This is a genomic window from Spirosoma sp. 48-14 (assembly GCF_001898575.1).
GTDB lineage: Bacteria > Bacteroidota > Bacteroidia > Cytophagales > Spirosomataceae > Spirosoma.
In genome coordinates this window covers 13,507-33,683 of sequence record NZ_MKUD01000037.1, presented here as the reverse complement: position 1 = coordinate 33,683, position 20,177 = coordinate 13,507, and the positions used below count along the sequence as shown (strand labels likewise).

Below are 20,177 nucleotides of genomic sequence, written 5' to 3'. Positions count from 1 at the left end.
CAGGAGCAGGGTGCATGGAGCAAAATATTTATCTTGCTCCATGCACCCTGCTCCTGGCCCCACGCTTATAAATACAGCACTTTATATTTCACTGCGCCGTATAATCGCCAGTAAACGGATAGAAAAGGCGTGGCCAAAGCAGTAATGATAGCATGTTTGGCTGTTGTCCAGGTCAGTGTTTCCTGGGGTAAATGACGCATGATCAGATCTGTGGATAGAATAGCCCAGATACTTAACCCGATCAGGGCGAATCCCCATTCTCCGAGGAATACTCCTGCCAGGCTGGCGATTATGCTGATGACTGAAACATAATACTGAACGATCTGTCGCCGGTAGGAGGGGATTCGTTCCCGAAACAGGCTTGGATGTCGTTTGTACAGAAGCGCGTCGTAACAGTTATTGCGTTCGTCGCGAAGTAAGCCGTACCAGGGGCAGGGCCGGATATGGTAGATCACGATCGCTTCGGGGCATTTGCCAATGGGGATACCAGCCTGAATGAATTTAAACTGAAGATCACTGTCTTCTCGCCAGGCCGTGTCGAAGGCTTCTTCAAAACCATTCACCCGCTCCAGCGTTGATTTGCGGCAAAAACAGTTGGCCGACATAAATTCGGCTCGCTTCAGAATCGTGGCTGTCCGATCCAATGGGCTAGGGTGTTCGGGCAAATGGACGCGTAGCTGCCCACTCATGACCTGAGCACCACGCTGAAAACAGGTAAGGGCTGCGGATAACCAGTCGGGTTCGGGTAAACAATCGTCGTCAGTAAAGGCAATAATACGCCCTCGGGCCGCTCGCCAGCCCCGATTTCGGGCCGCTGCCGGGCCGCGCCGTTCGGGTTGAGCCAGGTAACGCACCTCAAGCGGGCCGCCATTACGGGCTACCTGTTTGGTAAAAAGTTGTACGGCCGTTTCGGTCTCGGGCGAATTGCCTTCATCCACGATAATGACCTCAAATTGATCGCGTGGGAGTCGTTGACGCCCCAACGCATCCAGACATTTAAGCAGTAAAGCCGGTTGCTGATACGTTGGGATCACAACCGAAAATTCAGGTAGCATATAAACAGGTAATAACGCAGGTACTTGATTAGGCAGCGCCGAAAAGGCTGGTCAAAACGGAACCAATGATCTCGTTTTCAATCAGTATCACGGCATAATCATAGCATTGCAAAAACCTAACCAATTCGCGAGGGCTGTTTTGATAAAAAATACTATTTTGTTTAATCGGTTGAAAAACAGGTAATTTATTGTTGATGATTTTGGGTATATTGAGGCCTATACCTCACAAAAAATTCATGCCAGACCGAAAAGGGTGTCGGTAGTTTATCTTTGCAAAATCATCTATTTCTTCATTCTTCATGTCTCGTATTGCACTGATCACCGGCGCTACCTCTGGCATTGGCCGCGCTACCGCCGAAGCTTTTGCTGATCTCGAATTTCGCTTGATTCTTTGCGGCCGTCGACAGGAACGGCTGGATGAATTGCAGGACCTATTGAGTAAAAAGACCGACGTAACCACCCTGAACTTCGATGTACGAAACTGGGTAGAGGTTTATGAATCGGTCAATACACTACCGGAAGAGTGGCAGGCCATTGATATTCTGGTAAATAGCGCCGGAAATGCCTATGGGATGTCAGCGATTCAGGATGGTGATCCGGCCGACTGGGATCTGATGATCGACGGGAATGTGCAGGGACTTCTGTATGTGTCGAAAGCCGTTATGCCTGGCATGGTGGAACGAAAACGGGGGCATATTGTAAACCTGAGTTCGGTAGCTGGCAAGGAAACGTATCCCAACGGAGCGGTATATTGCGCCAGTAAAGCAGCCGTAGAAGCCATCAGTTCAGGTATGCGACTGGATATGACCCAGCACGGTATCAAGGTAACGAATATTGCTCCGGGAGCGGTCGAAACCGAATTTTCGATGGTACGCTTCAAAGGCGATAAAGACCGGGCAGCTAAAATCTATCAGGGCTTTACCCCGCTTACTGCCGAGGATATAGCCGATTCCATTGTGTTTGCTGTTACAGCGCCCGCTCACGTGACCATTGCAGATATGACGATTCTGGCGGGGGCGCAGGCAGGCGCACAAACGATTCACCGGAAGCCATAATCGATGAACCGCAAAGACGCTATAGGGACAAGCTATTCAAAATTATTGGATAATTCCTTGCGCCTATAGCACCTTTGCGGTTAACTTTAATTATAGAAACTACTGACTGCCTCCATGACTGCTAAACGGATACAACTAACGATACCGTCGCCTTGCGAACAGTCCTGGCAGGATATGAAGCCCGATGAAGGTGGTCGTTTCTGTATGAACTGCCAGAAAACGGTAGTCGATTTTACGGCTATGACCGACCAGCAGATTGCTTCCATTATGGCTCAGACAGCGAATGAAGGCTGTGGACGCTTTCGGCAAAGTCAGCTTGAGCGATCGCTACAATTGTCGGTGACTACTCCTAATTCGCGAGGCCGTTTCTGGGGGCTATTGACAGCAGGCCTGTTGGGGTATCAGGCGGCTCAGTCGGAGTCTCTAGCGCCCTTGTCGCAGCAATCGACCTCAGTGCAGGCTGGCGGTGAGGAGCGTAAATCAGGGCAACTTGAACCCGAAAGCATAGTACCCACAGATTCGTCAAGGATCGTATCTGGGCGTGTAGTTGATGAGGCATCCAACACAGCCGCTTGTGGAGCAACTGTTCTTATCAAAGAATTAGGAAGGGGCGCCCAGGTTAATAAAGATGGCAACTTCCAGCTATTAATTCCTGCCGACCATAGTTTGGAGCAACTTACGCTTCAGGTGACGTTTATAGGGTACATTACGCAGGAAATTCGATTGACGCCCACCTCCCGAAACTCACTAGACATTCGATTGAATGAGGACACGACTGCACTTGGAGAAGTCGTCGTGGTTGGTGGTTATAAACGAGCAACGTTCTGGCAACGATTACGCAATCGGTTTAGGAGCCGTCACTAATGATTTCAGCACATCAGGCTCCACCCGGTGTGATCCCTCAAAGGCGGTTATCTGCAAATTAGGCACGTCGTCCTGTAGTCGATTCAGATAAGCGTCGAGGTCGGCTATGGCACTGATGTACTCGTCCTGCCTGCCGTACACATAATGCGTTTCGGTATCCGTAAGTACGTTGGCGCTGATCAGGTCAGAAAGACCTTTTGGAAAGTAACCGGCCCAGAGAACCAGCCTGTCGACATGAATGCGACTCGATGCATTTCCCCCATTATTCAGCCAGCGACAGGCGGTAGCGGCTCCCTGCGAGAACCCGAACACCGTGATGTGCCGCTTTTCATTCAGACTTGTACGCTCCTCAAGAATACGGCTGTACAGAGAATTCAGGTAGGCGACGTAATCATCGATTTCGTGTTGCGCATCTTCCCGGGTCATCCAGGAAGCGCCAACGCGCTGGTAGTTCATATCGAGGTACGATCGGGAGAGGCCTTCGGGGACCACGATCAACGTTTCGTCGCTGGCCAGGTCGGTGAATTTTCTGCCAAAATATTGAGCTAACTGCCCAAATCCGTGCAGACAGAACCAGATGTTTCGAGTCTTTTCGGTGAGTTGGCCAATGGTATAGAAACGGGCCGTTCGTTGAACCTTCAGATGATGTTCCTGAATCATAAGAGTCTACCGTTTAAACCGTGCCTGTTGCCGGTCGTTTTTGCGTTGCTCATAATGGGTTTTATCGGCGATATAGCACAGCCGTTCCAGTTCCGCATGGACGACTCCCTCTTTATCGAGCCATTGAACCGTAAATACATAATCGGTCTGGCCGTTGGCGGCTACCTCCTGCCGAATAATCGCAAGCTGATCATCGGTGATTTCAAAGCGGGCGTAGAGGGTCTGACGACCGGGCTTTCGAAATCGGATACTAGCCGATTTATCCCAAACGACGTATTGATTGCCAGAATTCGCAGGAGCATCACCATGTAAAAGGGATCGGTTGCCGAGAACATACTACCACCAAAAATGGTCCCTACGTAGTTGTACGTCCATATATTTCGTCGCAAACGAACATGCACTTCCCGCCAGTCGCTCGACCAGAAAAGAATTTTGCCTCCCGTACCGAAATACATCGGATACCAGTTCAAGCCTGACCGGAACAGCCATGATTTCGCTGATTCCTTACGAGTCGTTTGTAAAAAAGCGGGCTTCATAGTTACAGGATGACGTTCGTTGGTTTCCGTCTGACGTTAACTGATACTAAACGTCAGACGGAAACCAATGAACCTATTAAGCTATTACCGGAAATTCCTGACCTTTTTTGATGGCCTGAGCGATTTGTCCGGCATGATACGAATTGTGATGCATCAGAAATACGAGCACCTGCATTCGTGGTATATCACCAAAGGGCGAGGACACGATTTCGGCCCATTGTTCGTCGGGTGTCTGCCGGACGTGGTCGGCAATCAATGCAAAACTGTCGTCAAGCTTTTGTTGTATTTCGGCTAAGTCAAGTTCACGCCCATCGTCCGAAACGCCCCCTACCGCTTGCAAAGGGATGCTCACCTCGCGGCCAAACATGATCTTGGCAAAGCGGTGCATCACTTCGGCGGTGTGCAGGGCAATAAATCCGGCCGAAGCCGTTTCGGGCGTTAATCGATAACGGTAATTGTCAGGGGTAAGTTTGCGCATCGGTCCCTGCGCCGAAGCCTGCGCCATTTGCCAGGTTTGCGATAAAAATTCGGTAGTCATTGTAGTGGTTTGTATTAAGGAATTAGCTTTTGTGAAAGGCTTGTAAGTCCGTCGACGGCCTGGGGGCCAAGTTCGTCCCATACCTGCTGATTGAGGGCTTTCCAGATTTTATGGCATCGTTTAGCCAGCAATCGGCCCTCTTCGGTGAGGAACAAGCCCCCCCGAATGGTATCAGTTAGCCAGCCGTTTTTTTGCAACAACTGAACATCCCGGCTCATGGCTGACTTTTCAATCTGTAGTTTTCTGGACAATTGAGCCTGCTTTACACCTGGTTGGGCGAAAATGTGCATCAACAAGCCAGCCTGGGCAAACGTAACACCTTCCGATACGAATGCATCATTGTATCGACCTGTCACAATCCGCGCCAGCATCCGTAATCGACCCGCAATGCAGTAAGGTTCGGTAGTCATACTGTAAAAATGATGGTAAAAAGTTGTATATGCAACTTTCTTATTTGCATGCTGTAATACGACATACATATTTCCTATTGAGTTAGCTATTATATACTAAGTTCATGATTGAAAAAGCACCGCTAGAAGCGATCGAAGTAGGCACCTCTATGCCAATTCACACCAGTATTTATTTATGATAGTGAAAGAGGATTGTTGGTTTTTATTGATTTGATAATTTATTTGTATTATACTATTAGCTGAAGTAGTTAAAATGTCTTGTTTTTTATGCGCCATACTAATAAAATTCTGATTGTTACAGGGTGCAATAGTAGCTTTTTTTTTAACTTAAGGGTTTTGCTAGGGTCCTGGATGCTACACATGGCTGACTATGAATTAGCTGTATGTGATTTTGGTATGTCAGAGATGCAACTAACAGAGCTGGAAAAAGTACCGGGTTTAACTATTTTGCATATTGATGCCTTAATTAGTGAGCCTTGGCTAGGGAAAACATTACTAGATCAATTTATTAAACATAGGATAAATGAAATTGATATAATAATGTGGATAGATGCCGATGCATTTTTTAATTCCACAATCCCAAACGTATATCCAATACTTGAGGGATATGATTTATTAATAGATGCCCATGTTCAGTCTGTAAGCGAAATTACCGATGAGAAAACAATAGATGATTTAGGGCTCCGGGCAAGTGATTCATATTTTAGCTCAGGCTTTTGGATTATTCGCCCAAATGGATTTTTTAAAAAATACGAACAATTGGGCAGGCTCGTATATGGCCGTTCATTTTGGGAGCAAGATGCTTTCGTGGCTGCAATTTATATGGAACGATTAAAAATCAGGACGATTAATGGTTCTATTTGGCATTGTAGGGGTAAAACGTCTTTATCGACCTGTACGGTAGATGGTTTAACCGCTTTTTATAATCAGGAACCCATATACGTCATCCATGCAAACGACCATTATAGAATTCGTAAGGACGGAAGACGAGTTCTATATAGACCTGTATTAGCCAAGCTTCAGTTGTATTATGAGAATATATATAATGAACGTATGGGCTTTAAGAAAATAGTGGTTAATAAATTGTCTTATTATGCTTTTTATCTACTTTTTTTAATAAAAAATAGTACTATAGTCTTTAAGAGAGCTATAATAAAAATAACTAAAGCAATTGGCATATATGATACCATAGTGAAAATATATAAATCGGCAAAAAATAAAAAGTAAATCCTTTGAATTATTGTATGTTTATTGTATTTATCAATAGTAAATGTGAGATAGATTCGATTACCTGTTCAGGGGTAATGCTCGTTATACATCGAGCTGGCTTTAATCTAATATTACCATAGCCACATTTTTCCCAGTTGCAGCCGAAACACTCCATTCTATTTGAAATATATGCTGAATAATCATGCGGATGTATAAACCTTCCATAGTGTCCACCGCCATAAATGACAGCGAAAGGCACGTTTAAAACGTAGGCAGCATTAAATAAACCTGACTCGATACCAACAAATAGTTTAGATTGCTTCAGAATCATTAATGACTCTGAAAGAGAAAGCTTATCAATGTAGTTTGTTGAATGTTTTGCTATTAGTGGAGAATGTTTGATTAGTGTGTTGTAATACATACTATCGCTTTGCCCTTTTCCTAGAAAAACCAGATATTGACCGTTTATAGCTAACCACTCTAGTACAGTTAAAAAACTGCTAACTGGATAAGTACGGGCAATTGCACTTGAGCCTATGCCGATCGCGATAAATTCTTTAGGTAGTCTATACGTATTGCTTTCATTTTTTATTAAATAAGTTAAATCAGGTCTTATTTCATTGATAGTAAGCGTGATATTGGTTACTTTTTGGAATAACTCTATATCTTCTTTTAATGTGTAACTGCATGGATTTTCGCTGAAATGATAATATAGTTCTTTGGTGTGAATATATTTCTTGAATATGTTAGTGACACGCTCACTTTTTGTGTGTAGTAAAATAGTTTTATAGAATTTATATTGGTTAAGTTCGTTTATTTTTGACAATCGATACAAGGGATTACGCGCTATATTTTTTGAATAACAAGAGATTAGTTTTTCCTTTTCTGGGAAAACTAAGTAGAAAAAATCTCGTTGTCCTGAATCGTTGCTTACTAAGAAATAAATGTCTTCTGTTTTGAAAAATTCTATATATTTTCTTAGAATAGATATTCTGATTATGTTGTCGCCTATTCCATCATTAGCAATGAATAATATTTTATTACTATGATTTTTTGGTTTTTTTGAGTAAAATATAGTCAAAATGGTGAATATATACTCAATTGTATTTATGTATATGAATTTTATGATGTTATAAATAGTAGTTGATATGTTAATTTTATTCATTGCAAATATCGGTTGAATATGTCTCTGATACAGCTAAAGTGGGAGTTTCGCATCTCAATAACTTTTTTTAACATAATAGGCTTTAAACTTGAATAATTACTAATTAAATAATCCAGATAGTTTATGAAATCTTGACTATCTACTTCGTGGAAAGGAAATGAGCGTAAATTATGAAGGTTTGAGTAATCTTCTATTTTACTATTTCTGATTAGTCCAACAAAAGGAATCCCAGCAATAGAAGCTAATATATTCATGTGCAGCCTGCTAGAAAGTATCAATGTGAACTTCTGGCTGAAAGTAATTAAATCTTCTGGAATAAATCTTTCCTTTATTAAATAAACATTGGAGTTGACTAATAAAGGTCGCATGAAGTGCCAGTCTAAATTATTGTTACAATTAGTAGGTATTAAAAAAATAGTTGCATTGAATTTTTTTATCAAATGTCTGATTATTGTCTCGATAGCTTTGAAGTTGGTCCTTTCACGGACATCAGGCTCAGAAGATAATGTGATGCCTATATTTACTTGTGTATTTTTATAGCTATCTATAGCGGACTGAGAGAGATATCTGTGTAAATCTAAATTGTTACTTGGGGATAAGGTAATAGCAGGATCAAAAGATATTTTTACCTTCTCTTCTCTAATACCAATAGAAATTAATCTGTTTTTTACGAAGCTGTCTCTGACATAAATATCTTCAAGAAGATTTAGTGTTTTTGTTAGCTTGTGAAGTGTTGATTTATCTTTTATTTCCGCCATACCTACACCAAATAGTATTGCAGGCACATTCTGGCTTTGGGCGATATCTAATACTTTCACCATATGCCAGGGCATGTCTGTTACGAGTGTGCCTCCACCACAAATCAATAAGTCCTTATTACGGATCTTCTTTTTATTAAGGTAATGATTAACGATACCTTGTATAGGGTATCGATTTGAGTTTAGCGAAATTCCGAGGATCGGTTTTGAATATGACTTATTTTTATAGGCTATTATGTTTCTACTTTTCTTTGAGATGTATTCATTTATGTAATCACTATTATTACTATGCGCAGAAATGCAGATAGTTAATTCATTGTCATTGATTCCAAAGTTATTTACCAGAGAGCTCAAAATCGCATCGTCTCCAATATTACCCGCACCAAATGGACAACCACCCAAATAAAGCTTTTTCATTATTTCATTAATTGGGTAGCTGTCTTAATCTCTTAGAAGCTGAGTTATATAGTGTAAATCACGAAACTTGTCGGGCAGAAGCGGGTTCAGTGGTGGGCACGTCTTTGGGGGGGTGCTGACTCCAGTAGGTTGCCAGCAGTGAACCATTTGTGTTCATGATGGGGCCGAAGAGGGCAGGGGCCAGCCCAACTGTAGCTACTTTGCCCATTTGTACGGCAATACCCGATGCCAAACCACCGTTTTGCAGACCCACTTCAATGGCAACCGTCCGGCAGCTTTGTTCGTCCATGCCAAAAAGCCGGGCTGTTCCGTAGCCCAATATAAATCCACACAGATTGTGGATCAGCACACATAAGGCCAGTGTCCAGCCTACGGTCAGCAGACTGTCGCGCCCAGCGGCTGCGATGATCGCTACAATCAGAATAATACCCCCCATCGACAGCATTGGCATAACCCGGTTTAGCATCACCGACGATTTATGGAAAACCCGGTTCAGAATCAGACCAACCACGATAGGCAGGATGACGATCTGCATAATTTCGACCATCATTTTCAGGAATGAAATTTCAATAAACTGGCCCGCCAGAAATTTCATCAGCGCAGGCATCACAAACGGAGCCAGTAGGGTCGAAATCGTGGTAACCGTGATAGACAGGGGGACATTCGCTTTGGCAATAAAGCACATGACATTCGACGCTAAACCACTGGGCGAACAGCCGATCAGTACAACACCGGCCGCAATTTCGGGAGGAAAGCTAAAGGTATTGGCTAGTGTGTAGCCCAGCAGGGGCATGATAATAAAGTGGCAAACAACCCCGATGAAAACGGCTTTGGGTTGCTGAATAACCCCCTCAAAATCTTTAATCGACATGGTGGTGCCCATGCCCAGCATGATGATTTGCAGGAGAGGAACAATCAGTTTCTTGAGCGGGAACCCGCCGATGCTCACAAACGGCGCCGGAAAAGCAAACGCCAGGCCGACAAATAAAATAAGGAGCGCAGTAAAGATCAGGTTCCGGTACGACGATCGGTCGTTTGTTTCAGCTTTCATTATCTATAATGAATAATGTATAAGGCAAAATGGATAATGTGTTACAAAGCGTAATTGCCTGAAAACTTACCTGCTATTCGTCATCATCCATTTTGCATTGTGCATTTTACATTATGCATTCTACATTACTCGTTAAGCGAAGCCAACACGCCTTCTTTCAGCGAGTAGGTTGAGGTTTTGATCTGAGTAATACCGTAGGTTTTCAGGACATAGTCGATCAGGCAAACGGCGACGACAATCATATCGACCCGGAGCTCGATCATACCCTGTAGCTGCATGCGCTCTGCATTATTTTTCGTAATGAGTAATTCGTAGGACCGATAAAATTCCTGTATGGGTAAATCGAAGGTGGCCTGATCGGGGTTGGGCAGATGGCCCTGTTCGTGCATGAACCACATATCGACCAGCGTATCGAACGAACCCGACGAGCCAATCATTACACTGGGCTGGTATTGATGAATGGCGTTGGCCAGTGGCAGGAGCTGATCCTGGAAGTAATCGTTCAGCCGACGAATACTGGTAAGGCTGATTGGGTCAGAGGTCATGAACCGTTCGCGCAGTCGCTGACCACCTATCTCGAAGCTTTGTTTCCAGAAAATCCTTGACTGATTGCCCAGAATGAATTCGACGCTGCCCCCGCCGATATCAATAACCAGTCCGGTCGACTCGCTCAACGCACCAGCCGACCGTATGCCCTGATAGATATAAGCGGCTTCCTGATCGCCCGAAATCACCCGAATAGAGATCCCCGTTTCCTGCCGAACCCGGTCTATAAATTCCTGCTGATTGCGCGCTACCCGTATGGCACTGGTGCCAATCGCAACAACCTGGTCAGGAGTTATACTGAATCGATTGAGGACCTGCCGGAAATAAGTCAGAACACCCAGCGCTCGTCCAATAGCTTCTTCAGTAATAATGCCCTGATTGATTCCTGCCTGACCAATTTTGGCTGGCAAACTTTCCCGAAACAGGATTTGTTGAGTAGAGCCGACCGTTTCAGCAATCAATAGATGGAAAGTATTGGTTCCTAAGTCAATAATGGCTTGTTTCATGTCCGCAAATCTATTATCTTTGCCGTCCGGTTTTAGCTAAAACACAATATTTAACAATGCTTATCATTAACGTAAAAGACAACGAGTCGATCGACAAGGCCCTGAAACGCTTCAAAAAGAAGTTTGAGAAGACGGGCGTGTTGCGGCAGTTGCGGTCGCGGACGGCTTTCCAAAAACCGTCGGTAAAGCGTCGCACCGAAATCATTAAGGCAGCCTACAAAGAGAGAATGTACGGCAACCATACCGAGCAATAGGACATTTTGTTCCGAAACATCGGTCATGTTGGGGTTAAATCGCTGAATGCGCAGTCAGCCGTTTCAAACCGCCAGCCAGAGCACAGAAGGAGCAGCAAGCAGAGATGTTTGCTGCTTTTTGTTTGACCGGGATTTAGCGGATTGATGGATTTTCAGGATTTTGTTTATGATTTGTGATAGGTGTAGTCAATTCCTCAATTAACTAAAGAGGACGTTAAAAATCCTCTAAATAGTAATGTTGGTATGTTTGTGTAAGCAAAATCAGATTAATCCATGAATCACATGAATCCCGGTTCGGACTTCCTCACGCATATTCGGTACGAAAAACGGCTGAGCCATCATACGCTGACGGCGTATGCAAAAGATCTGGAGCAGTTTACGGAATTTCTGCATACTGAGTGTAATGTCGATCAGCCGGAACGCGCCGATTTTCGGCACATACGGTCATGGATTGTAAGTCTGGTGGAGGCCGACTTAGATAAATCGTCGGTGAACCGGAAGATTGCTACCCTTCGGAGTTTTTATGGCTTCCTGCTTCGTCGGAAAGTGATTGACCAGGACCCGATGGCTAAAATTCAGGCGCTGAAAGCCAGTAAAAAACTGCCTCAGTACATCGAAGAAAAACCGATGGAAACGCTGCTCAGCGAGGTCGAGTTTCCTGATACGTTTGAGGGCATCCGCGACAAACTCGTGCTTGAGCTTCTGTACGGCACCGGAATCCGGCTGAGTGAATTGATTGGACTCAAAACAGTCGATGTCAACTTGTACGAAAAAACGATTCTGGTTTTGGGGAAGCGCAACAAGCACCGGATTGTACCCCTTACGCAACCTCTTTTTGAGCTGATTCAGGCCTATAATCAGGTAAAAGAAACGGAGTTCTCAGGCCAGGCCGATAATACAGTTTTGATCGTGAGTGATAAAGGTGTGGCGGCTTATCCGGTGCTGATTCAGCGTATTGTGAAGCGACATCTGGAGTTGGTAACGACGCTCGAAAAGAAAAGTCCGCACGTATTGCGCCATTCCTTTGCTACCCACCTCCTCAATCGGGGTGCCGATCTCAACGCCATCAAAGACTTGCTAGGTCACAGTAGTCTGGCAGCTACTCAGATTTATACGCATACGAGCCTGGAGCAACTCAAGAAAACCTACGATCAGGCTCATCCAAAAGCCAAAAAATAACCCCAGATCGTCGCAGATAGCACTATTCGGTGTTGGTTCCCGCATCTGTTCAGCATCGGAACGAGTATAGTTGTGATTCGATTGGTTTTTAGTGCGGAACCTATTGAAGGGCTCCTGATGTGTCATGGCAGACAATACAACTACTCGTCGCAATTTCATACAATCCACTAGCCTGATGGCTGCCGGATTTTTAACCGATTTTTCCTCGCTTCATCAGCCCATTTGGCTGGCCGACGATAAACCGGGGATTACAAAACCTGCTCCTGAATGGATCAAAGCCTTATATGAGCGGGGAGTGCCAACGACGTATCGGAAAACGAAAGCTGAACTTCAATACATAGGCATGCCGGTGGGCGGTATTGGCTGTGGTTGCGTGTACCTGGGGGGCGATGGCCGACTTTGGCTATGGGATATTTTCAATAAGAACCAGACCGGCGTTATTTACAAAGACATTCCCTGGCACGAAAAAATCCAGAACAACAAGGCTATTCTGCGTCCGTTCGATGGCTCCAATTATGTAGAACCTGTTAAGGATGTTCGTCCGGTAGAGCAGGGGTTTGCGTTTAAGATCGACTACAACGGCAGGAGCGTTACGAAACGACTACTGGCCGACGATTGGGACGAGATCGAATTTGAAGCAACCTACCCGATGGCAACCATTCGGTATCTGGATGCGACGTTGCCGGTTCAGGTTTCAGCGCAGGTATACTCGCCATTTATTCCACTGGATGCCGATAATTCGGGTCTGCCCGCTACTATTTATTCGTTTACCATCATCAATAAAAGCCAGGCCGATGTAACGGTGTCGGTAGTGGGGTGGCTGGAAAACAAAGCCGCCATCTACACCGCCAGCGACGATCAGTATACCAAGTCGAATAAGGCTGTTCCGAACGGTGTTTTCAGTACAGTTCTTAATAAAAACTGGGCCGACGATGCCTATTATTTCAAGCCCGATTATGGCAACTTCTGCCTGCTTTCGCTCAATCCGGCTACGGTGGTCAATACATCGGCGACTCTGGCGAATGATGCGTTGTTCAACAGCGAAAACAGTCAGCCTGCTAGCAAACGGTTTGATGAACTATTGCTGGGGTCCGTGCGCAATACAACTCAAATTCCAGCTGGTAAAACGACGGAGCTGCATTATGTGCTGAGCTGGTATTTCCCTAATCTGTCGTTTCATTCAATTAAGAATGAGACGAAGCGGTATTACGCCAACCAGTTCAAATCGGCGGCCGAAGTGGCTACCTATATTCAGCAACAGTTTGCCAAACTATCGGGTGAGACCAAAACCTGGTGCCAGACCTGGTATACGAAAAGCACATTGCCCCATTGGTTTTTAGAACGCACGTTGCTGAATGTATCGACGCTGGCAACCACTACCAGTCATCGGTTTTCGTCGGGGCGGTTTTATGCGTGGGAGGGCGTAGGCTCCTGCGCGGGTACTTGCACGCACGTTTGGCAATATGCCCAGGCGATGGGGCGACTGTTTCCGGCTCTGGAACGGGATACACGCGAGCGCGTCGATCTGGGAGTTGGCTTTCACGACGATGGGCATATCGGTTTTCGGGCAGAATACGACCAGCAACCCGCTATTGATGGGCAGGCCGGGCGAGTTCTGGGAATGTACCGGGAGCATCAAATGAGTGCCGACAATGGATTCCTGCGTCGGAACTGGCCGAAAACCAAGTTGGCTATTGAATACATCCTGAAACAAGACCGGACTGGGAACGGTATGGTTGATTCGCAGCTCGAAAATACGCTGGATGCCAAGTGGCCGGGCGAAATCGCCTGGCTGGTTGGGCTTTGTCTGGCAGCCGTAAAAGCAGGCGAGCACATGGCCGAAGAGATGAACGACCGCGATTTTGCGGCTGTCTGCAAAGCCTTTTTCGAGAAGGGGAAGGCCAATATGGAATCGCAACTATTTAATGGTGAGTACTTCATCCATAAACCTGACCCGAAGTTGGGTAAAACCGTTCTGGGTTCATACGACACTTGCCATATCGATCAGGTGTACGGTCAGTCGTGGGCGTTTCAGGTTGGGTTGGGGCGCATCATTGATCAGCAGAAAACCCTGTCGGCGTTGCGGGCACTCTGGAAATACAACTTCACAACCGATGTAGGCCCTTACCTGAAAGACCATCACGGTGGGCGGCCTTATGCCTTGCCGGGCGAAGGCGGTATGCTCATGAATACCAACCCGGCTCAGGTGCCCTTACCCTACGGAGTGGAAGATGCGTGGCAGGTAACCTATTTCCATGAGTGCATGAGCGGTTTTGAGCATCAGGTGGCCGGGCATATGTTAGCCGAAGGCATGACCGATGAAGGGCTAGCCCTCATCCGCACTATTCATGACCGTTACCATGCTGCCAAACGGAACCCGTTCAACGAAGTGGAGTGCAGCGATCATTACGCACGGGCGATGGCGAGTTATGGAGCATTTATTACAGCCTGCGGCTATACGTATCACGGTCCTAAAGGCGAACTGGCTTTTGCACCGAAATGGGGTGCCGACATGTTTATGGCTCCGTTTACGGCTGCCGAAGGATGGGGGACATATACTCAGCAAAAGCAGGGTAAACGTTATGAATATCGTCTTGAGGTAGCGTACGGCTCGTTGGCATTGGAGCAGTTAACCGTCGAAAAAAGCGATGCGAAACCCGTTAAAAAAGTAACGGTAACACTGGGCGGACAGACGATTGCAGTGCAGTTAAGCCAAACGGGTAAAACGCTTGCTCTACGTTTTTCAGCCCGACATAAGATTCAGACCAACCAGCCGCTGATTGTATTGGTACTAATATAAAGGGTATGAATTAGGAATTAAACCTCATGATGATTGTAAATAAATATATAAATAGTGGAAAAATATATAATATTAAGTTTTTAGGAAGAACAATTTTCTATACATATAAATTACTAATTCCTATGTTTACCAAATTTTCTATTCTATTTCTATCACTAATAAGTTTCTCTCTCCTTGCTCAGGATGAAGAGAAAAAATATGAATTAGAACGGCTTACGCGCCAAAAGAACCATATCAGGCAGATATTAACCTACGAGTTTGGCCGCTCTGAGAGGGATAGTAGCTTGGTTGAGCATAACTTTTATGATAGTACAGGTAATTTGATCCGAAGACAATCATATGACGCTGGCAGACTTCAGTACAAGGGTATGATTGCTTATGATGAGAGAGGGTTAATGACTAAAGAAGCTGGTTACGATGGTGCTGGTAATTTGATGCAGATATTTGTTTATGATCATGATAAGGATGGGCATCGAACAGAATATAAACAATTAGATCCAACTGGAAAAGTACTAAACCATCAAAAGTCCGTTTATAACTCGAAAGGGCAACGAATAAAAGTATTTACCCAGATAATGAGTATGAACGATAAGCCTTATATGAGTGCTGCCTTTTCTTACAATAAAACTGGGCTTCCTGTTAGATTTGAAATGTATTCACCATATGGAGATCTGGGTAGTGTTTATCAGTATGAGTATGATGCCAACGGAAATTTAATAGCTACATATAATCTGGTTAATAACGAGAAGAAACTCTATTATACCCAGCAATACAATGCTAAACAGCAACTAGTCGAGACTGCCTTTTACCAAGAAAATCAATCATTTTCTGGTGGGAAATTTGACGCAACGGCTTCTAATAGAAGAGAAAGGTTGACTTACGATTCTGATGGTAACCTTATTGAGGAGACGACTTGGAACGGGACGGCCTTAATCAAACGAGTCCGGTACTATTTTAAAAAGACGGATTCATGACCATTAACTACACTGCTTATCCAAGATTGTTTGTGAACGAGTGACAAAGTTGTGTTGTTGCACTGGTGTCGGTTACTAATAACCGACACCGTGAGCATGGTTTGCCGTTACGTCTCTTAAAATTGAGTGCGATCATTGACTCGGTTTGAGAAATCTCGCTTTTCAAGTGGAAGTATCTGATATCAAAAAATCTATTAGTTACTTCTTCACCTTAGTAGTTTCTGTCTTTTTCAGATACGGTTGGAGTTTGGCCACAAACTGCCGATAACCTTCGGCGTTGGGGTGTAAGCCGTCGCCGAACAAGGTCTCGTCGATGGTGCCGTCGGGTTTTAGAAAGACGGTGCCCGGCTGGATAAACCGAACATTTAGTTTATTGGCAACCTGATTCAGTTGCTGATTGAGCGTGGCAATGCGCGATTCCAGTTGCCGACGGGGTAAAATGCCAACCAGTAAAATCTCCGCTTTAGGCTGTCGGGTCTGCATGGCGCGGATTAGGAAGCTCAGCCCCTCACTAATCTCAGTATCGGAGTTGAGTTGCAGGTTGTTGGTGCCAATCATGACGACGATCTGATTCGGGCTATATCCGTCGAGTTCACCGTGATAAACCCGCCATAATACATTTTCGATACGGTCCCAGCCATACCCCAGGTTCTGAACCCCTAACGGAACCATGACGTTGTTCCAGCTATCCGCACCAGCCGACGCCACATCAGCGGGTTCGCCACCCCAGAAATGAGTGATTGAGTTACCGAAGTAAACGATGCGGGGCGGATTACTTTGCAGACGGTTCATAATGGCCCGGTGGCGGGTTTCCCAATCGTATTTATTCGCGTCACGGTATTGTATGCGTGGCTTCGTCGTTGACGATTGACCAATTGGCTCATTCAAAATCGGTCGGATAATCCGTTCGTAGGCATCAGCGTATTGCTGCATACCCAGATCGGTCGGATGCGTACCGTCCACCATCGCGTCGATGTCCAGATTAATGGCTGATTTCGAAAGCAGATAAAGCTGTTCGGTGCCTTCGTTCGTGAGTTGGGTATAGGCTTGCTGCATCAATTCATTGACTTCGGTGTAGAGTTGCTTTCGGGTTGGATTGATGCCTCCTTCCGTATAACCCGCGTGTTCGACCAGCAAAATAGGCGTTGAAGGGCGTCGCTGCCGTAGCGTTTTTACCGATTGAATAATTCGGGCTTTGATGGTATCTGGTTTGATACCGACTGTAGCAATGAGGTTAGGCAGACAGTCCAGCGCATATAGTTTCGCGTCGATCTCCGGTAGAAAATCAACCACTTCTTTTTCCAGCCGACCATTGCCCGAAAACCCTAGATTAATAACAGGACGGTCCAGCTTTCGACCCAAAATCGACGTCCACGCCATACCGGGCCGGGAAGCACAGGCCCCCTGAGCAATGGACGTTCCGTAGATGACAATCGGTTTATCAGGCCGAACTGCCAGTGGCGTAAGCGTAACGCCTTTAGGTACGCCCACCTCTAACCATTTGACGGAGTTGTAAAGCGGCAAGTACAGCCGATATTCCCGGCCTTTCTTATGATATGGGTCGTTGGGTTCAAGATTGGTAAATCGGTACTGGATGGTATCGCCAAAGGTATATTTTCCGGCACACCACAGATAATCGCCATCACTATTTACGGCATATAGATCGACCCCACTGACCCCGGTAGCTGGCATATGGGGCAGTGCCGTTTGCTTACGTCCGACGGTGTAGCGAATCACAACCTGATCGGTACTGGCCCGAAACCGAATCATCAAACCGGCGCCATCGTGCGAGAGACTCCAGACTTCCTTACGCACGCGTTGTTCGGCCAGAGCAGGTAGTCGGTCATACGCATTTTGCAAGGTCGTACCCGACCAACCCTGGCCTTCTATCACGGGTAGATCGCTCTGCGTCGGATTCCACCAGGTGTATTCTGTTGGTGTCTGGGCCAAGGTCGCAAGCTTGTTAAAACTGAAAATAATCAGGTAAACCAGGAGCGTTTTTTTCATGATCGAAAGCGAATGATCGGCATTCAGGGAAACAAAAGAGCAGAATAAACTTTATTCTAGAATCCTAAAGGTGATTATAGTCATGTACTAATGTGCCTTTACGACTATAAGCGTACGAATTACACGAGTATTTTTGCAATATGAATAGTCTCCAGATGAGCCAGACGCTGTTTTATCTGATCGAACAGCAGCCAAATTCCGAAAAAGCCGTTACGTATTTGCGGCAGCAGGTCGATGCCTTCCATGCCAATCCGCAGGTTGCCACGTTTTACCGCGTCTTTACGGCCATGCCACGCTTTGTTGGTAAGCAACCCATTGAGGTGCCTGACGACATCGCGTTTTCGCTGGAACGAATTCGGCCGGGGTTTACCGTAGCTGGCTGGACACTTGATCGACTGGCGCGGGTATGGTGGCTGCTTCAGCTACCCGCCGACGACCAGACCACCTATATGAAGACGATCACTGAACTTTTCAAAGCGGGCGAACTCAATGAATTAGTGGCCCTTTATTCGGCATTGCCTGTGCTGGCCTACCCCGAAGACTGGCAGTTCCAGGCTACGGAAGGTGTTCGGAATAACATTGGCGATGTGCAGTCGGCGATTATGCTGAACAATCCATATCCTGCCGATTATCTGGATGAGCTGGCCTGGAATCAGTTAGTAATGAAGGCGTTCTTTACGGGTAAAGATATTACTCAGATTACTGGTTTACAGGAACGTAAAAACGCCCGGCTAACCCATATTCTGACGGATTATGCCGCCGAACGTCGGGCTGCCGGGCGTAGTTTGCCAGCCAGTATTGAGTTGTTGTTAGACTAGTTTAGTACCACCGATAAATGATTCCTGCCGAAAGCATTAGCGAGGGGGCGGAGTTTTTCAGCAGATCGTAGTTGAAAAATACGTTCTGGTATTGGGCCTGAATTTCGGCACCCAGCCCCTGCTCGCGTTTGCCATAAAATTTAAGGCCAATCGCTGGTGCAATAGCCCCTTTAAACCCGCTTTTCTGGTCGGCCAGCGGCCCGAAATAGTTGGTGTAATCGACAAATGCACCACCCCCTGCCATCTGAATATACGGGCGAATGGCCGCTGCGTTATCGGCAAAATAATACGACAGCGAAACCATGGCCGGAATCATCGATAAGGTTCGGGTCTGAACGGCTGAGATCGACTGCGAGTCGTATTCATACATTTGCCGGGGCATCCGCTGGTGCGTGTACTGATAGCCCGTTTTCAAGCCAATCGAAAACCGCTTCGGAAAGAGCCATTCACCATCCAGTGCGAGGTTGGTTGGTGAAATTCGGTCGATATAGCCCTGCTGACCACCCATCGGGAAAGCCACTCCATAGCGGGCCGAAATATTGAAGGTTACATACCGATCGTAGATCGATGAACCCATGTACTCATTTTGGTACTGTGCCCAGGCCGCCGTACTGAGGCCAAGCAGGGCAATTACTGCGAGGATACGTTTCATGACGTTGGTTAGCGACTAGCCTGTAAATACGTGGATTGATTGAAAATAGCTGTGGTGGCGGCATCGACGGACTGCGTATCTGTGACGTCGGTGCCCCGGATGGTAGCGTCGTAAATGACATTCACCTGCTTTTGACCACTGGCGTTAGTCGTGCTGTTTTTCAGATCGACAATCTGAATTTCCCAGTATTGGTCAGAAACCTGATAGGTGTAATAGGTCGGATAGTAAGGATAATACCCGCCCAAGCCTCCGTAGCCATAACCCCAGTAACTCGAATAATAGCCGTATGGATCGACTCCAACACCCGTATACTGCTTGTTGACCCGGATAATGGCAACTCCCAGATCGGCACTGTCCCCTTTACTTACTCGCTGAAAACCCCGCGCTGTGAGCGTGTTGGCGATATTGTTTACAAACTGGGTAGAAACGCTGTTCTGAGCTGGTTGGTAGCCGTTGTTGGTTTCGACAAGTACCGAATCGGGCAGGCTAAACGTTTTGTATTGGCCGAAGTTGACCGACTTATCGTAATTGGTAATGTAAACCGGGCTATCGGCTGCGCTTAGGTCATCGATGGCCTTATCGCGGCAGGCACTCAGACTTCCGCCTACGGCTAGCAGTAGGAGCGCCCAAAGGCCTCCTTTCCTTAGTTGACGTTGATGGTACTTCTTCATAACTGCATTTGTTGTATACCTATAAAACGCGCAGTGAAAGCGGAAGTTTGTA

At 45.9% G+C, this 20,177-nt stretch carries 20 protein-coding genes; 9 read left to right on the top strand and 11 right to left on the bottom strand.

Annotated features, from left to right (window positions below):
* Window positions 1-65: 65 nt before the first annotated feature.
* Complete coding sequence (locus BGO59_RS19070) at window positions 66-1,055, bottom strand: glycosyltransferase (protein ID WP_293685682.1); 990 nt, start codon at window positions 1,053-1,055, stop codon at window positions 66-68.
* A 299-nt stretch (window positions 1,056-1,354) separates the two neighbouring features.
* Between BGO59_RS19070 and BGO59_RS19065 the strand changes: the two genes are divergently transcribed.
* Together BGO59_RS19065 and BGO59_RS19060 are read left to right on the top strand one after the other, a co-directional pair.
* Entirely contained in the window at window positions 1,355-2,110 is a 756-nt protein-coding gene (locus BGO59_RS19065; RefSeq protein WP_293685680.1) for an SDR family NAD(P)-dependent oxidoreductase, read from the top strand.
* A 114-nt stretch (window positions 2,111-2,224) separates the two neighbouring features.
* Complete coding sequence (locus BGO59_RS19060) at window positions 2,225-2,974, top strand: carboxypeptidase-like regulatory domain-containing protein (protein ID WP_293685678.1); 750 nt, start codon at window positions 2,225-2,227, stop codon at window positions 2,972-2,974.
* On the opposite strand, the gene BGO59_RS19055 is transcribed toward BGO59_RS19060, so the two are convergent.
* Window positions 2,945-3,634 carry a phospholipase gene (locus BGO59_RS19055; protein ID WP_293685676.1) on the bottom strand — a complete coding sequence of 230 codons (690 nt, stop codon included), beginning with the start codon at window positions 3,632-3,634 and terminating at the stop codon, window positions 2,945-2,947. The genes BGO59_RS19060 and BGO59_RS19055 overlap by 30 nt on opposite strands.
* A gap of 96 nt (window positions 3,635-3,730) precedes the next feature.
* Between BGO59_RS19055 and BGO59_RS36450 the strand changes: the two genes are divergently transcribed.
* Window positions 3,731-3,946, top strand: a complete 216-nt coding sequence (locus tag BGO59_RS36450) for a hypothetical protein (RefSeq protein WP_365982193.1) — start codon at window positions 3,731-3,733, stop codon at window positions 3,944-3,946.
* Between the two features lie 300 nt (window positions 3,947-4,246).
* Here the strand turns inward: BGO59_RS36450 and BGO59_RS19045 are convergent, their stop codons facing one another.
* Both BGO59_RS19045 and BGO59_RS19040 read right to left on the bottom strand, forming a co-directional pair.
* Complete coding sequence (locus BGO59_RS19045; protein WP_293685674.1) at window positions 4,247-4,708, bottom strand: DinB family protein; 462 nt, start codon at window positions 4,706-4,708, stop codon at window positions 4,247-4,249.
* A 14-nt stretch (window positions 4,709-4,722) separates the two neighbouring features.
* Window positions 4,723-5,118 carry a MarR family winged helix-turn-helix transcriptional regulator gene (locus tag BGO59_RS19040; protein WP_293685672.1) on the bottom strand — a complete coding sequence of 132 codons (396 nt, stop codon included), beginning with the start codon at window positions 5,116-5,118 and terminating at the stop codon, window positions 4,723-4,725.
* Between the two features lie 360 nt (window positions 5,119-5,478).
* Between BGO59_RS19040 and BGO59_RS19035 the strand changes: the two genes are divergently transcribed.
* The gene (locus BGO59_RS19035) at window positions 5,479-6,345 is read left to right on the top strand and encodes a hypothetical protein (RefSeq protein WP_293685670.1); all 867 of its coding nucleotides are present in this window, start codon (window positions 5,479-5,481) and stop codon (window positions 6,343-6,345) included.
* A gap of 10 nt (window positions 6,346-6,355) precedes the next feature.
* On the opposite strand, the gene BGO59_RS19030 is transcribed toward BGO59_RS19035, so the two are convergent.
* From BGO59_RS19030 to BGO59_RS19015, 4 genes are all read right to left on the bottom strand, one after another.
* Complete coding sequence (locus BGO59_RS19030) at window positions 6,356-7,492, bottom strand: glycosyltransferase family 9 protein (protein ID WP_293685668.1); 1,137 nt, start codon at window positions 7,490-7,492, stop codon at window positions 6,356-6,358.
* Window positions 7,489-8,667, bottom strand: coding sequence for a polysaccharide pyruvyl transferase family protein (locus tag BGO59_RS19025; RefSeq protein ID WP_293685666.1), 1,179 nt, complete (start codon window positions 8,665-8,667; stop codon window positions 7,489-7,491). Before BGO59_RS19025 ends, BGO59_RS19030 begins: the two co-directional genes overlap by 4 nt.
* Window positions 8,668-8,725: 58 nt before the next feature.
* A complete protein-coding gene (locus BGO59_RS19020) occupies window positions 8,726-9,718 on the bottom strand; it encodes a bile acid:sodium symporter family protein (protein WP_293685664.1) in 993 nt (330 codons plus the stop codon).
* Between the two features lie 125 nt (window positions 9,719-9,843).
* Window positions 9,844-10,770 (bottom strand): phosphatase, encoded by a 927-nt coding sequence (locus BGO59_RS19015; RefSeq protein ID WP_293685645.1) that lies wholly within the window; start codon window positions 10,768-10,770, stop codon window positions 9,844-9,846.
* 56 nt (window positions 10,771-10,826) lie between these two features.
* Here BGO59_RS19015 and rpsU point away from each other — a divergent pair, with 56 nt between their 5' ends.
* The 4 genes from rpsU to BGO59_RS18995 all read left to right on the top strand — a co-directional run bounded on the left by rpsU (window position 10,827) and on the right by BGO59_RS18995 (window position 15,977).
* Entirely contained in the window at window positions 10,827-11,024 is a 198-nt protein-coding gene (gene rpsU / locus BGO59_RS19010; protein ID WP_012924721.1) for a 30S ribosomal protein S21, read from the top strand.
* Between the two features lie 282 nt (window positions 11,025-11,306).
* Window positions 11,307-12,203, top strand: a complete 897-nt coding sequence (locus BGO59_RS19005) for a tyrosine-type recombinase/integrase (protein ID WP_293685808.1) — start codon at window positions 11,307-11,309, stop codon at window positions 12,201-12,203.
* Between the two features lie 175 nt (window positions 12,204-12,378).
* Window positions 12,379-15,003 (top strand): GH116 family glycosyl-hydrolase, encoded by a 2,625-nt coding sequence (locus tag BGO59_RS19000; RefSeq protein ID WP_293685635.1) that lies wholly within the window; start codon window positions 12,379-12,381, stop codon window positions 15,001-15,003.
* Between the two features lie 26 nt (window positions 15,004-15,029).
* Window positions 15,030-15,977 (top strand): hypothetical protein, encoded by a 948-nt coding sequence (locus tag BGO59_RS18995; RefSeq protein WP_293685633.1) that lies wholly within the window; start codon window positions 15,030-15,032, stop codon window positions 15,975-15,977.
* 198 nt (window positions 15,978-16,175) lie between these two features.
* On the opposite strand, the gene BGO59_RS18990 is transcribed toward BGO59_RS18995, so the two are convergent.
* Window positions 16,176-17,984, bottom strand: a complete 1,809-nt coding sequence (locus tag BGO59_RS18990) for an SGNH/GDSL hydrolase family protein (protein WP_293685631.1) — start codon at window positions 17,982-17,984, stop codon at window positions 16,176-16,178.
* Window positions 17,985-18,124: 140 nt separating this feature from the next.
* Between BGO59_RS18990 and BGO59_RS18985 the strand changes: the two genes are divergently transcribed.
* Window positions 18,125-18,802, top strand: a complete 678-nt coding sequence (locus BGO59_RS18985) for an EboA domain-containing protein (RefSeq protein WP_293685630.1) — start codon at window positions 18,125-18,127, stop codon at window positions 18,800-18,802.
* Between the two features lies 1 nt (window position 18,803).
* Here BGO59_RS18985 and BGO59_RS18980 read toward each other — a convergent pair whose 3' ends face one another.
* Together BGO59_RS18980 and BGO59_RS18975 are read right to left on the bottom strand one after the other, a co-directional pair.
* Window positions 18,804-19,454 (bottom strand): OmpW family outer membrane protein, encoded by a 651-nt coding sequence (locus BGO59_RS18980; protein ID WP_293685628.1) that lies wholly within the window; start codon window positions 19,452-19,454, stop codon window positions 18,804-18,806.
* A gap of 8 nt (window positions 19,455-19,462) precedes the next feature.
* Window positions 19,463-20,125, bottom strand: coding sequence for a DUF4136 domain-containing protein (locus BGO59_RS18975; protein WP_080058788.1), 663 nt, complete (start codon window positions 20,123-20,125; stop codon window positions 19,463-19,465).
* Window positions 20,126-20,177 lie beyond the last annotated feature (52 nt).

Bases quoted from the DNA above. Each gene is read 5' to 3' on its own strand.
- BGO59_RS19055 (WP_293685676.1), bottom strand. From the start codon at position 3,634: ATGATTCAGGAACATCATCTGAAGGTTCAACGAACGGCCCGTTTCTAT.
- BGO59_RS19040 (WP_293685672.1), bottom strand. From the start codon at position 5,118: ATGACTACCGAACCTTACTGCATTGCGGGTCGATTACGGATGCTGGCG.
- BGO59_RS19005 (WP_293685808.1), top strand. From the start codon at position 11,307: ATGAATCCCGGTTCGGACTTCCTCACGCATATTCGGTACGAAAAACGG.
- BGO59_RS19025 (WP_293685666.1), bottom strand. From the start codon at position 8,667: ATGAAAAAGCTTTATTTGGGTGGTTGTCCATTTGGTGCGGGTAATATT.
- BGO59_RS18990 (WP_293685631.1), bottom strand. From the start codon at position 17,984: ATGAAAAAAACGCTCCTGGTTTACCTGATTATTTTCAGTTTTAACAAG.
- BGO59_RS19000 (WP_293685635.1), top strand. From the start codon at position 12,379: ATGGCTGCCGGATTTTTAACCGATTTTTCCTCGCTTCATCAGCCCATT.
- BGO59_RS19060 (WP_293685678.1), top strand. From the start codon at position 2,225: ATGACTGCTAAACGGATACAACTAACGATACCGTCGCCTTGCGAACAG.
- BGO59_RS19035 (WP_293685670.1), top strand. From the start codon at position 5,479: ATGGCTGACTATGAATTAGCTGTATGTGATTTTGGTATGTCAGAGATG.
- BGO59_RS19020 (WP_293685664.1), bottom strand. From the start codon at position 9,718: ATGAAAGCTGAAACAAACGACCGATCGTCGTACCGGAACCTGATCTTT.
- BGO59_RS18975 (WP_080058788.1), bottom strand. From the start codon at position 20,125: ATGAAGAAGTACCATCAACGTCAACTAAGGAAAGGAGGCCTTTGGGCG.
- BGO59_RS18980 (WP_293685628.1), bottom strand. From the start codon at position 19,454: ATGAAACGTATCCTCGCAGTAATTGCCCTGCTTGGCCTCAGTACGGCG.
- BGO59_RS19030 (WP_293685668.1), bottom strand. From the start codon at position 7,492: ATGAATAAAATTAACATATCAACTACTATTTATAACATCATAAAATTC.
- BGO59_RS19015 (WP_293685645.1), bottom strand. From the start codon at position 10,770: ATGAAACAAGCCATTATTGACTTAGGAACCAATACTTTCCATCTATTG.
- BGO59_RS18985 (WP_293685630.1), top strand. From the start codon at position 18,125: ATGAATAGTCTCCAGATGAGCCAGACGCTGTTTTATCTGATCGAACAG.
- BGO59_RS19070 (WP_293685682.1), bottom strand. From the start codon at position 1,055: ATGCTACCTGAATTTTCGGTTGTGATCCCAACGTATCAGCAACCGGCT.
- rpsU (WP_012924721.1), top strand. From the start codon at position 10,827: ATGCTTATCATTAACGTAAAAGACAACGAGTCGATCGACAAGGCCCTG.
- BGO59_RS36450 (WP_365982193.1), top strand. From the start codon at position 3,731: ATGGACGACTCCCTCTTTATCGAGCCATTGAACCGTAAATACATAATC.
- BGO59_RS19065 (WP_293685680.1), top strand. From the start codon at position 1,355: ATGTCTCGTATTGCACTGATCACCGGCGCTACCTCTGGCATTGGCCGC.
- BGO59_RS19045 (WP_293685674.1), bottom strand. From the start codon at position 4,708: ATGACTACCGAATTTTTATCGCAAACCTGGCAAATGGCGCAGGCTTCG.
- BGO59_RS18995 (WP_293685633.1), top strand. From the start codon at position 15,030: ATGATGATTGTAAATAAATATATAAATAGTGGAAAAATATATAATATT.